Source organism: Paraburkholderia sp. RL18-085-BIA-A (assembly GCF_046027075.1).
Lineage (GTDB): Bacteria > Pseudomonadota > Gammaproteobacteria > Burkholderiales > Burkholderiaceae > Paraburkholderia.
On record NZ_JARESU010000018.1, the window covers coordinates 99,521 to 111,301 of the forward strand.

At 65.8% G+C, this 11,781-nt stretch carries 10 protein-coding genes; 4 read left to right on the forward strand and 6 right to left on the reverse strand.

What is annotated here, in order from left to right:
• Positions 1–81: 81 nt before the first annotated feature.
• Genes P0D89_RS15370 through glcD form a run of 4 tightly spaced genes read right to left on the reverse strand, consistent with a single transcriptional unit; the run spans position 82 to position 4,391 of the window.
• Entirely contained in the window at positions 82–486 is a 405-nt protein-coding gene (locus tag P0D89_RS15370) for a heme-binding protein (protein ID WP_408358124.1), read from the reverse strand.
• Between the two features lie 19 nt (positions 487–505).
• A complete protein-coding gene (gene glcF / locus P0D89_RS15375; protein ID WP_408358123.1) occupies positions 506–1,771 on the reverse strand; it encodes a glycolate oxidase subunit GlcF in 1,266 nt (421 codons plus the stop codon).
• A gap of 35 nt (positions 1,772–1,806) precedes the next feature.
• Entirely contained in the window at positions 1,807–2,892 is a 1,086-nt protein-coding gene (glcE, locus tag P0D89_RS15380) for a glycolate oxidase subunit GlcE (RefSeq protein ID WP_408376892.1), read from the reverse strand.
• Positions 2,892–4,391 (reverse strand): glycolate oxidase subunit GlcD, encoded by a 1,500-nt coding sequence (glcD, locus tag P0D89_RS15385; protein WP_408358121.1) that lies wholly within the window; start codon positions 4,389–4,391, stop codon positions 2,892–2,894. Before glcD ends, glcE begins: the two co-directional genes overlap by 1 nt.
• Positions 4,392–4,636: 245 nt before the next feature.
• Between glcD and glcC the strand changes: the two genes are divergently transcribed.
• Together glcC and P0D89_RS15395 are read left to right on the forward strand one after the other, a co-directional pair.
• Positions 4,637–5,404: a transcriptional regulator GlcC gene (glcC, locus tag P0D89_RS15390; protein ID WP_408358120.1), complete on the forward strand. Its 768-nt coding sequence runs from the start codon at positions 4,637–4,639 to the stop codon at positions 5,402–5,404.
• Positions 5,405–5,532: 128 nt separating this feature from the next.
• Positions 5,533–6,414 carry an MOSC domain-containing protein gene (locus tag P0D89_RS15395; RefSeq protein ID WP_408358119.1) on the forward strand — a complete coding sequence of 294 codons (882 nt, stop codon included), beginning with the start codon at positions 5,533–5,535 and terminating at the stop codon, positions 6,412–6,414.
• A gap of 96 nt (positions 6,415–6,510) precedes the next feature.
• Here the strand turns inward: P0D89_RS15395 and P0D89_RS15400 are convergent, their stop codons facing one another.
• Positions 6,511–6,891 carry a response regulator gene (locus P0D89_RS15400; protein ID WP_408358118.1) on the reverse strand — a complete coding sequence of 127 codons (381 nt, stop codon included), beginning with the start codon at positions 6,889–6,891 and terminating at the stop codon, positions 6,511–6,513.
• A 432-nt stretch (positions 6,892–7,323) separates the two neighbouring features.
• The gene (cobA, locus tag P0D89_RS15405) at positions 7,324–8,139 is read right to left on the reverse strand and encodes a uroporphyrinogen-III C-methyltransferase (RefSeq protein ID WP_408358117.1); all 816 of its coding nucleotides are present in this window, start codon (positions 8,137–8,139) and stop codon (positions 7,324–7,326) included.
• A 659-nt stretch (positions 8,140–8,798) separates the two neighbouring features.
• On the opposite strand from cobA, the gene nirB reads away from it, so the two are divergent.
• Together nirB and nirD are read left to right on the forward strand one after the other, a co-directional pair.
• The gene (gene nirB / locus P0D89_RS15410; RefSeq protein ID WP_408376893.1) at positions 8,799–11,339 is read left to right on the forward strand and encodes a nitrite reductase large subunit NirB; all 2,541 of its coding nucleotides are present in this window, start codon (positions 8,799–8,801) and stop codon (positions 11,337–11,339) included.
• 67 nt (positions 11,340–11,406) lie between these two features.
• Positions 11,407–11,757, forward strand: a complete 351-nt coding sequence (gene nirD / locus P0D89_RS15415) for a nitrite reductase small subunit NirD (protein WP_408358115.1) — start codon at positions 11,407–11,409, stop codon at positions 11,755–11,757.
• Positions 11,758–11,781: the final 24 nt, after the last annotated feature.

Below are 11,781 nucleotides of genomic sequence, written 5' to 3' on the forward strand. Positions count from 1 at the left end.
CGATGAGGGGGCATCGGTCCGTGGGGTTGCAACAGGTTACTTGAATTGGTGCGGGAGCGTCGTTGCGAACGGCGGCCGGTCTTACGCGGCCAGCGCCGCGATACCGGCCTTGGCGATCTGCGCGTCCTGATCCGACTTGACCCCCGACACGCCGACCGCGCCGACCACCTGGCCGTCGACGATCACCGGCACGCCGCCTTCCAGCGTGCCTTGCAGCGGCGCGCTCAGGAATGCGGTGCGGCCGTTGTTGATCATATCTTCGTAGACTTTGGTCTCGCGGCGGCCGATCGCCGCGGTGCGCGCCTTTTCGGTCGCGATGTACGCGCTGGCCGGCGCGCTGCCGTCGAGGCGCAGCATGCCGAGTGGGTGGCCGCCGTCGTCGGCCACGACGATCGCAACGGCCCACTGATGCTTGCCGGCTTCCGCGCGGGCGGCTTCGAGGATGCGGGTCGTTTCGGCAATGGTCAACACGGGTTTGCTCAGCATGATGAATGTCCTGTCTCGGTTATGGTAAGGATGCTTCTACAAGTTCTATCCAGTGGCGCACCGGCGTGCGGCCGGCGCTGTCCAGATGCGTCTGGCAGCCGATGTTGGCCGTGACGATCAACTCCGGGTTGCCGCTCTCCAGTGCATCGAGCCGGTTGTTGCGCAACCTCTGCGCAAGCTCGGGCTGGGTGATCGAATACGTGCCCGCCGATCCGCAGCACAGATGGGCATCGGGCACCGTAGTCAGATCGAAGCCGAGCCGTTGCAGGACCGACTCGACCGCGCCGCCCAGCTTCTGCGCATGTTGCAACGTGCATGGGCAGTGAAACGCGATTCGCCGCTGCTTCTGCGTTGGCGGTTCTGCCGGCAACGCCGCTTGTGAATCCAGTTTTGAATTCGTAAGCAAACCGTCGAGCGGCTCGCGAGCCAGCACCTCGACGAGGTCCCGCGCCAGTTCGCTGACCCGCTGCGCTTTCGCCGCATAGCGCGGGTCGTCGCGCAACAGATGCCCGTATTCCTTGACAAACGCGCCACAGCCGCTCGCCGTTTGCACGATCGCTTCGGCGCCGGCCTCGATTGCGGGCCACCACGCGTCGATATTGCGCCGCGCGCGCGCGAGGCCTGCCTCCTGCGCGTTCAGATGATAATCGGTCGCTCCGCAGCAGCCGGCCTGCGCGGCATTCACGATGCTGATGCCGAGCCGGTCGAGCACGCGCGCAGCGGCCGCGTTGGTGTTCGGCGACAGCGCGGGTTGCACGCAACCTTCCAGCATCAGCATGGTGCGCGGATGCCGCGACACCGGCCGCGCTTTCGGGCGGGCGCCACGCTTGGGGATTTTACGTCCAAGCGCGGCCGGAAGAAACGGTCGCAGCGCGCGGCCGGTTTTCAGCAGCGCGTCGAACACCGCGGGATGCGGGATCGTGCGGCGCAAAGCCTCGCGCAGCAGGCGTTCGGCGGCGGGGCGTTGAACCCGCCGCTCCAGTTCCGCGCGGCCGATGTCGAGCAGCGCGTGATAGGTGACGCCGGACGGGCAGGTGGTTTCGCAGTTGCGGCAGGTGAGGCAGCGGTCGAGGTGCAGTTGGGTTTTCTGCGTGACTGGCTCGCCTTCGAGCATCTGCTTGATCAGATAGATGCGCCCGCGCGGCCCGTCGAGTTCATTGCCGAGCAGTTGATAGGTCGGGCAGGTTGCGTTGCAGAAGCCGCAGTGCACGCATGAGCGCAGGATCTGTTCCGCTTCGTCCGCGCGCGACAGGGTTTTGGCGACAGCGCTGAGATTGGTTTGCATGCTGGTGTTCCCTTCGGTGGATCGCCTACAGGTTTTCATAGCCCGGCATACAGGCGGCCGGGATTGAAGAGGCCGCGCGGATCGAGCTTCTGTTTCAATTGCCGGTGAAAGCGCAGCAATGCGGGCGCCAGCGGCGTGAACGGTTCGGCGTCCGCGTCCACGTCCCCATCCGCGTTCGGTGTGAAGCAGGTCGCGTGGCCGCCCGCCGCGTGCGCGATCCGGCGCAGCGTCGCGGCTGGCGCATCGCTTTTCAGCCAGCGTTGCGCGCCACCCCAGTCGAGCAGCGTGTCGCCCGGCAGGTCGAGCAGCGGCGACGCGTTCGGCAGCGATAGACGCCACAGCGGACGCGGGTCGTCGAAAAACCCCAGACGGTGTTCGCGCAAATCGTCCCAGAACCCCGCCTCCAACTGTTTGCCGCCGATCCGGTCCAGCGCCGACGCCACTGATCCCGCGCCGCCTTCGAGCCGCACATGCAGACGGCCGTCGACGTGACACGCGGCGCTCACCGGCAGCACCGCGCGACGCCATGCCGACAGTTCGCGCAGCGCCTCGCCCGCGTCGAGTTCGAGCGACAGGCAGGTGGTCGCGCGCGGTTTGGGCAGCACCTTCAGCGACACTTCCGTGATCACCCCGAGGCAGCCGAAGCTGCCCGCGAGCAGACGCGACACGTCATAGCCGGCCACGTTCTTCATCACCTCGCCGCCGAAGCGCAGATGCTTCGCGTGGCCCGTGATCACGCGGCAGCCGAGCACGAAGTCGCGCACCGAGCCGGACCACGGCCGGCGGGGTCCGGCGAGCCCAGCCGCCACCATGCCGCCGACGGTAGCAGCGCCGCCAAAGGCCGGCGGCTCGCACGGCAGCATTTGCCCGGCGGCGTCGAGCGTGGCGTTCAGTTCGGCGAGCGGCGTGCCGGCGCGCGCGGTAATCACGAGTTCGGTCGGATCGTAGCTGACCACGCCGCGATGCGAGCGCGTGTCGAGCACCACGCCTTGTACCGCGCGGCCTAGAAACGCCTTGCTGTTACCACCGCGAATCGCCAGCGGCGTGCCGCTCGCGAGCGCTTGAGAGACTTCGGCGACGAGGCGCTCGCTGTCGTCCATCGAGACAGGTTCGATGCGCATCAGAAACGCTCCAGTTCGGGAAAGGGCAACGCGCCGTGGTGAACGTGCATCGAGCCGAATTCGGCGCAACGGTGCAAGGTCGGCACGTTCTTGCCGGGATTGAGAAGCCCGTTGGGGTCGAACGCGGCTTTCAGCGCGTGGAAGAACGTCAGTTCGTCGCTGTTGAATTGCGCGCACATCTGGTTGATCTTTTCGCGGCCCACGCCGTGCTCGCCGGTGATGCTGCCGCCCACCGCCACGCACAGTTCGAGGATGCGCGCGCCGAGCGCTTCGGCGCGCCCCGTTTCGCCGGGCGCGTTCGCATCGAACAGGATCAGCGGATGCATGTTGCCGTCGCCGGCATGAAACACGTTGGCGACCTTCAGCCCGTATTCGTTCGACAGCGCTTCGATGCCCTTGAGCACGCGCGGCAATTCGCGGCGCGGAATCGTGCCGTCCATGCAGTAGTAGTCGGGCGAGATGCGGCCCACCGCCGGGAACGCGTTCTTGCGGCCGGCCCACAAGCGCAGGCGTTCGGCTTCGTCCTTCGCGACGCGGATGTCGGTCGCGCCCGCCGCGCGCAGCAGCGCTTCGACACACGCGAGATCTTCCTGCACGTCGCTCTCCACGCCGTCGACTTCGCACAGCAGGATCGCCGCGGCATCGACCGGATAGCCCGCGTGGATGAAGTCTTCCGCCGCGCGGATCGCGAGGTTGTCCATCATTTCGAGGCCGCCCGGAATCACGCCCGCGCCGATGATCCGCGCAACCGCCGCGCCGGCCTGCTCGATGTCGTCGAAACTGGCGAGCAGCACCTTCGCGCTCGGCGGGCGCGTGAGCAGCTTCACGGTGACTTCGGTGACGATGCCGAGCATACCTTCGGAGCCGGTGAAGAGCGCGAGATAGTCGAAGCCGGGGGCGTCGAGCGCTTCCGAGCCGAGCGTGATGCGCTCGCCATCGATGGTGAGGATCTCGAGCTTGAGAATGTTGTTGACGGTCAGCCCGTACTTCAGGCAATGCACGCCGCCCGCGTTCTCCGCGACGTTGCCGCCGATCGAACAGGCGATCTGCGACGACGGGTCCGGCGCGTAGTACAGTCCGTGCGGCGCGGCGGCCTGCGAGATCGCGAGGTTGCGCACGCCGGGTTGCACGCGCGCGGTGCAGGCTTCGGGGTCGACGTCGAGAATCCGGTTGAAGCGCGCCATCACCAGCAGGATGCCTTTGTCGAGCGGCAGCGCGCCGCCCGACAAACCGGTGCCCGCGCCACGCGCGACCACCGGAATCTTTTGCGCGTTCGCGTATTTCAGCAGCGACTCGACCTGGTCGACGGTATCGGGCAGCGCGACCAGCAGCGGCGTCGCGCGATAGGCGGCGAGGCCGTCGCATTCGAACGGCCGCAGATCTTCCTGCTCGTGCAGCAACTGCAAGCCGGGGATCAATGCCTGCAACTGCGCGACGACATTGGCCTGGTCGTGCGTCGCGAGCGGGCCGTCGATGGTCTCGTCGTAGAGATAGCTCATGGGAAGTCTCCTGGCGTGGCGCGGGCGGCAATGCCCGTGGGCACGCGCGCGCGAATATGTCTCCGGCGGGATTGTTGCGGCTGCGGCCGTGGCTGTCGATGGCTGCGACTAGTGGTCGTACCAGTTTTTGAGTGGAGGTCTTGTGCTGGGTTACGGCCAGCGGCTTGTCGTGCTGAGCTTACACGGCGCATCTCTCGACGCTGCGTGCTAGCATTCTCAACTGGTCACACCAGTTGGATTGAACGATGCAGACAACGGATCTGGACAACCCCCGGCAGGTCGCGGACGTGGTCGCCGAGCGGATCGAGCGGCTGATCGTCGACGGCGTGCTGAAAACCGGGCAGGCGCTGCCGTCCGAGCGGCGCCTCACCGACAAGCTCGGCGTATCGCGCACCGCGCTGCGTGAAGGACTGAAACTGTTACGCGCGCGCGGCATCATCGAGACTTCGCATGGCAGGGGCTCGTTCGTGGCGAGCCTCACCGCGCCACCCGCGCTCTCGCCGCTGATGCATCTGCTCGGTTCGCAGCCGCGCACGCTCTACGACCTGTTCGAAGTGCGCGCGCTGCTGGAGGCCGAGTCCGCGCGGCTCGCTGCGCTGCGCGGCACGGCCGCCGACTTCGTGCTGATCACGCGCCGCTACGAGGAAATGCTCGCGGCGCACGGCAAGGAGACGAGCGCGTCGACGCACGCGCGGCTCGATCACGCGTTTCATCTGGCGATCTGCGAGGCCTCGCATAACCCCGTGCTGGTGCATACGCTGAGTTCGCTGACCGATCTGCTGCTCAGTTCCGTGTTCGCGTCGGTCAACAATCTGTATCACCGCGAGCCGCAAAAGCGGGTGATCGATCGTCAGCATGCGCGGCTCTATAACGCCGTCACCGGCAAGCTGCCCGAGCAGGCGCGCAAGGCGGCGGCCGATCACATCGCGAGCGTGTGCGCGAATCTACGGGAAATCGAACAGGAAGAGCAGCGGCTCGTGCGCGCCACGCTGAGGCTGGAAGGGTGGGAGTAGTGTGGCTTGAACAACGGGCTTGACCAGCGGGCTTGAACGGGAGCTTTGAGTAGCGGGGCGTGACTAGTGGCGGTTATTAGTCCGCTTTACAATCGAGCCTCGTGCCCACATTCCCGCGCTCACACACCATGCCTACCATCAGCGAACTGTTCGTCTATCCGGTCAAATCCTGTGCGGGCATCGCGCTGCGCGAAGCGCGGCTGCTCGCAACCGGCCTCGAATACGATCGCAGCTGGATGGTCACCGATCCCGACGGCGCGATGTTCACGCAACGCGCGTATCCGCGCATGGCGTTGATCAAGGTCGAGCTTGGCGCGGAAGATCTGGTGCTGCGCGCGCCCGGCATGAGCGAGTTGCGCACGCCGCTCGACGCCGCGCGACTCGACGACGCACGCAGGGTGCAGACCTCAGTGTGGCGCGACGCGGCCTACGGCATCGACACCGGCGAAGAAACCGCCGCCTGGTTCTCGACGTTTCTCGGCCTGCCGGCGCGGCTCCTGCGTTTCAACCCGGAGCACGAGCGGATCGTCGATCCGGATTACACCAGCAGCACCGGCGGCGCCACCACGCTGTTCGCCGACGGCTTCCCGCTGCTGGTGGCCGGCCAGGCTTCGCTCGACGATCTGAACGCGCGCCTGAATAGCAAAGGCGCGCCGTCGATTCCGATCGACCGGTTTCGTCCCAATGTCGTGCTGAACGGCCTCGATGCCTTCGAAGAGGACTATGTGGAAACGCTCAGCATCGACGGCGACGCGCACGCGCAGCCGCGCGTGCAGCTACGGCTCGTCAAGCTATGCGCGCGTTGTCCGATGCCGACCATCGATCAGGCGAAGGGCGCGCCCAATCCCGAGTGGCCGAATGAACCGACCGACACGATGAGCGTTTATCGGGCCAAGCAGCAACTCGATGGCGCGCTCGCGTTTGGCACGAATGCGCTGGTCGCGAGCGGCGCTGGGGCATGGCTGCGAGTGGGGCAGGCGGTTGAAGCCGAACTGGCTTTCGGGGATTGATTCGACCGGCGCCTGGTGTTTGCAACAGGGAAGTTGGACGCCGAGTTGGCTTCACGTTGGACGAGCGGATACAAGCGCATTGAGCGCGGCCACCGTCTAATGCCGGACGCGTCCGGTCAGCGCCGCGAGAATCACCGGCATCGGCACCGGCTTGACGAAATGATGGTTGAAGCCCGAGCGCAACGACTCGCTTTCCTCTTCCGCGCGTTCGAGGCCGCTTACCGCGACCAACGTCGGCGCGGGCGTGTCGGCCACGTAGCGGATGCGCCGGGCGACCGCGCGGCCGTCCAGACGTGGCATCTCCACATCGAGCAACGCGGCCGACGGGTGCCACGCGCAGTACTCGGCGAGCGCGGCGAGTCCGTCGCGCGCGGTGCGGATGTCGAAGCCGTGCGCGCTGAAGTAGAGCGCGTAGGCGGCGAGCAGGTCCGCGTCGTCGTCGGCGATCAGCAGGCGGGCGGCAGGGCGGGTGAGCATCCGGGGTCTCCGGGGTGGGGTTTGCTATTGGTTGAGCAATTTGAAGTCCCGCTGGACCTTCTGCCGGGTTCGCGCAGCGAGATTGCCGTGTTCTGGCAGCCCAGGCACGGTTTTTTCTTCACGCGTTGGCCTTGCGGTGGGCCCCGCGCGTCATAGCTGAGCGGATATAGCGCGGCTCCGCAGGGGTACCGATGGTGCGCAAAGCGCGCGATCCGTCATCATGCAAATTTCCCGAGCTGTCTCAGCCGTGTCGTCGCGCGAATCTACACGTTGCGCCGCTTTATTCCCGTACCGATCATTTTTCCCGACGGCTAGCGTATCGGTAATCTCTGCGCGACGCGGGGCATCATTCGCGGAGAAGGGCTCGTATTTGTCCGCGCCGCTTGCCTGGCAAAACATGATGCTGTTCAGCGTCGAAGCGCGCGAGTCGCTTCACGCGGCATAAGCAATCGTTTCGCGGGCGAGCGCATCGTCCGCATTCATGGCAGCGGCCGCAGCAAGCTGGCCGTCATGCTCGCCACACATGCGCTCGACACTCTCGCCGATCGCGCTGCCCACCAGAATCACCGCGGGACTGTCGAAGCCCGCGTTGGTCGCGTCGTCGGCAAGCCGATCGAGACGTGTCAGCAACCGCCGCTCGTTAATTCCGCCCGCCCATTGCACGACCGCGGCCGGCGTGTCGCCCGGCAGGCTTTCGAGCAACGCGCCGGCAATACTAGCGATACGCCGCATTCCCATATAGATCGCCAGCGTGGTGCGGGTCGCGGCGAGCGCGGCCCAGTCCGGCTCGCCGTGATCCTCGGTGTGCGCGGTGACGAAGCTCACCCCATGACAATGACGCCGATGCGTCAGCGAAATGCCGAGCCCCGCGGCCGCCGCGAAACCCGAGGTGATGCCGTTGACGATCTCCACCGTGATGCCGGCCTCGCGCAACACCGCGAGTTCTTCGCCGGCGCGGCCGAACAGCAGCGCCTCGCCGCCTTTCACACGCACCACGTGCAAGCCCTTGAGCGCATAACGGCGCATCAGACGTTCGATGAACGCTTGCGGCGTCGAGCGGCAACCGCCGCGCTTGCCGACGCGGATCGCGCGGGCTTGCGGTGCGAGCGTCACGATGTCGGGATTCGCAAGGTCGTCGAGCAGCACGACATCCGCGGCCGCGAGCGCTTTGGCGGCTTTGAGCGTGAGCAGGTCGAGGTCGCCCGGGCCGGCGCTGAGTAACGTGACCTTGCCGAGGTTCTTGTTCATCACGGTGTCCTTGTCGGTGTTGCTGGCTGCTTGCATTGCGCCAAATAAAAAAGCGTCCGCTCGTGAAGCTCACGAGCGGACGCCGTTGTCCTTGCTGCGATCTGTTTTCAAACTCTGTTCAAGCGGGACGAAGCACGACCAGGTGCGTCGTCCTGTCATCGCAGCGACGTTGCCTCGATGACTTCGAGCCGGTCATCGCAAGTACCGCGCCAGGCGTTCGCCATGCGCGCGCGGTCCCGCGCCAAACCTGGCGATCCACGCGAAATGAACGCTGCCGGCGCACCGCCTGCGCGCCCCAGTCTCGCACGTGCAAGGTGCTGCGTCGCACCATCCATGTGCTTCGCCGCATCAAAACGCATCGCGCGCGGCGCGTGCCGCAAACCTCGGCGATTGCCCGCAAAGCCCCGCGCGACGGCCTGGTAGTGGGCATTTCGTGCTGCATGGCACAGGCTTTGCATTAAGCCTTGCCATCGGATCAACGTGGATCCGCCGCGAGTGCAACACAAAGTGCTCGCCGCAGTACCAAGGTCAGGACAATGGCGTCCCCCGAATTCAGTCATCGACTGGGTTCGCGGGACGCCGTTTTTATTTCCGGAACCGCTTCGCCAGACACCAGGCGGCGACGCTCGAAGCCCAAGAACACTGAGGACACCGCGCTCATGAAAATCATCGTTATCGGTCACGGGATGGTCGGCCACAAACTGGTCGAGACCCTGGCGCTTGATGCCGCGCACGGCCTGGACATCACGGTGCTGTGCGAGGAATCGCGGCCGGCCTACGATCGCGTGCATCTGTCCGAATTCTTCGCGGGCAAGACGGCGGACGATCTGTCGCTCGTCGCGCCGGGCTTCTTCGAGAGTCGGAATGTGCAACTGAAGCTGAACACGAAGGCCGTCGCGGTCGACCGCGACGCGCGCACCGTGACGGTGTCGAGCGGCGAAACGTTGCCCTACGACAAGCTGGTGTTCGCGACCGGTTCCTACCCGTTCGTGCCGCCGGTGCCGGGGCGCGAGCGTGCCGATTGCTTCGTGTACCGAACCATCGACGATCTCCAGGCGATGCAGGAATGCGGCGCGCGCTCGAAGACGGGCACGGTGGTGGGCGGCGGGCTGCTCGGTCTCGAATGCGCGAAGGCGTTGCGCGACCTGGGCCTGCAAACGCACGTGGTCGAATTCGCCCCGCGCCTGATGGCCGTGCAGGTCGACGACGGCGGTGGCCGCGTGCTGCGCACGAAGATCGAAGAACTGGGCGTGACGGTGCACACGCAGAAGAACACCACGGCGATCGTCGACGGCGAAGCGGGCACGCACCGCATGCAGTTCGCGGACGGCAGCCACCTCGACACCGACATGATCGTGTTCTCGGCCGGCATCCGTCCGCGCGACGATCTCGCGCGCGCATGCGGTCTGACGCTAGGCGTGCGCGGCGGCATCGTGGTCGACAACGCGTGCCGCACCAGCGATCCGCACATCTACGCGATCGGCGAATGTGCGCTGTGGAACGGTCAACTGTTCGGGCTCGTCGCGCCGGGTTACGACATGGCGCGTGCCGTGGCCAGGCAACTGCTCGGCGACGTCGCCGAATTCGCCGGCGCCGACATGAGCACGAAGCTCAAGCTGATGGGCGTCGACGTGGCGAGCATCGGCGACGCGCACGGCAACACGCCAGGCAGCCGCGCGTATCAGTTCAGCGACGAACGCAAGCGGGTCTACAAGAAGCTGGTGGTGTCCGAGTGCGGCAAATATCTGCTCGGCGGCGTGATGGTCGGCGACGCGAGCGAATACGGCACGCTGTTGCAGATGATGCTGAACCGCATCGAATTGCCGGAAGCGCCGGAATTTCTGATCCTGCCGCAAGCGGACGGCAACGCGAAGCCTGCGCTCGGCGTCGAAGCGCTGCCCGCCGCCGCGCAGATCTGCTCGTGCAACAACGTGTCGAAGGGCGATCTGTGCGCGGCCGTGTGCGCGGGCGCCGCCGACATCGGCGCTCTCAAATGCGCGACCGGTGCAGGCACTTCGTGCGGCGGTTGCGTGCCGCTCGTCACGCAGGTCATGAAGGCCGAGATGAGGAAGCAGGGCCTCGCGGTCAACAACCATGTCTGCGAGCACTTTTCGTATTCGCGCCAGGAGCTGTATCACATCGTGCGCGTCGAGGGCGTGCGCAGCTTCGGCGAACTGCTTGCGAAGCACGGCCACGGACTCGGCTGCGAAATCTGCAAGCCGGCGGTCGCGAGCATTCTCGCGTCGTGCTGGAACGAGTTCGTGCTGAAGAAAGAGCATGCGTCATTGCAGGACACCAACGACTACTACCTCGCCAACATCCAGCGCGACGGCACCTATTCGGTCGTGCCGCGCATGGCGGGCGGCGAAGTGACGCCCGACGGCCTGATCGCGGTCGGCCAGATCGCGAAGAAATACGGCCTCTATACGAAGATCACCGGCGGTCAGCGGGTCGATCTGTTCGGCGCGCGCGTCGAGCAACTGCCGTCGATCTGGGAAGAACTGATCGCAGCCGGCTTCGAATCCGGCCATGCGTACGGCAAGTCGCTGCGCACCGTGAAGTCGTGCGTCGGCTCGACGTGGTGCCGCTACGGCGTCGGCGATTCGGTGGGCCTCGCGGTCGAACTCGAGAACCGTTACAAGGGCTTGCGCACGCCGCACAAGATCAAGTTCGGCGTGTCGGGCTGCACGCGCGAATGCGCGGAAGCGCAGGGCAAGGACGTCGGCGTGATCGCCACCGAGAAGGGCTGGAATCTCTACGTGTGCGGCAACGGCGGCATGAAGCCGCGCCATGCCGAACTGCTTGCCTCGGACCTCGATAAGGACACGCTGATCCGCTACATCGACCGCTTCCTGATGTTTTACGTGCGCACCGCCGACCGTCTGCAACGCACCAGCGTGTGGCGCGACAACCTCGAAGGCGGTCTGGAGTACCTGATCGACGTGGTGGTCAACGATCACCTGAACGTGGCCGCCGAACTCGAAGCGGAAATGCAGCACGTGATCGACACCTACGAGTGCGAGTGGAAGAAGGCCGTCACCGATCCCGAAACGCGCAAGCGCTTCCGTCATTTCGTCAACAGCGGCGAGCCCGACAGCAACGTCCGCTTCGTCGAGGAACGCGGGCAGATCCGGCCGGCGACGCCCGCGGAGCGGCATTCGAGGATCGCGGCGATTCCTGTCGTCGTCGAGACGGTCTGATTTTTTGCGTCATCTGCTTGCATCACCCATTGCCCCATTCATTGCCCACCTTGCGAGGACTACCGCCATGAACAACGATCGCCTGCCACGCCCCTGGACGGCCATCTGCCCGCTCGACGACATCGCGCCGAACACGGGCGTCTGCGCACTAGTGAACGGCGAACAGGTGGCGGTTTTCCACGTGGACAACGGCAGCGCCAACATCGTGTACGCGATCGAAAACTTCGATCCGGGCTCGCAGGCGGCCGTGCTGTCGCGCGGGCTGATCGGCAGCCTCGGCGAACGCGTCGTGGTTGCGTCGCCTATCTACAAGCATCACTTCGATCTGCGCACCGGCGAATGTCTGGAGACCCCGTCGTATTCGGTAGGAGTGTTCGAGACGCGAGTCGAAGACGGCCACGTGTGGGTCGCGGTGTGAGCCGTTGAATTCCTGAAACCTCTT

Bases quoted from the DNA above. Each gene is read 5' to 3' on its own strand.
- P0D89_RS15400 (WP_408358118.1), bottom strand. From the start codon at position 6,891: ATGCTCACCCGCCCTGCCGCCCGCCTGCTGATCGCCGACGACGACGCG.
- glcE (WP_408376892.1), bottom strand. From the start codon at position 2,892: ATGCGCATCGAACCTGTCTCGATGGACGACAGCGAGCGCCTCGTCGCC.
- P0D89_RS15370 (WP_408358124.1), bottom strand. From the start codon at position 486: ATGCTGAGCAAACCCGTGTTGACCATTGCCGAAACGACCCGCATCCTC.
- nirD (WP_408358115.1), top strand. From the start codon at position 11,407: ATGAACAACGATCGCCTGCCACGCCCCTGGACGGCCATCTGCCCGCTC.
- nirB (WP_408376893.1), top strand. From the start codon at position 8,799: ATGAAAATCATCGTTATCGGTCACGGGATGGTCGGCCACAAACTGGTC.
- glcC (WP_408358120.1), top strand. From the start codon at position 4,637: ATGCAGACAACGGATCTGGACAACCCCCGGCAGGTCGCGGACGTGGTC.
- cobA (WP_408358117.1), bottom strand. From the start codon at position 8,139: ATGAACAAGAACCTCGGCAAGGTCACGTTACTCAGCGCCGGCCCGGGC.
- P0D89_RS15395 (WP_408358119.1), top strand. From the start codon at position 5,533: ATGCCTACCATCAGCGAACTGTTCGTCTATCCGGTCAAATCCTGTGCG.
- glcF (WP_408358123.1), bottom strand. From the start codon at position 1,771: ATGCAAACCAATCTCAGCGCTGTCGCCAAAACCCTGTCGCGCGCGGAC.
- glcD (WP_408358121.1), bottom strand. From the start codon at position 4,391: ATGAGCTATCTCTACGACGAGACCATCGACGGCCCGCTCGCGACGCAC.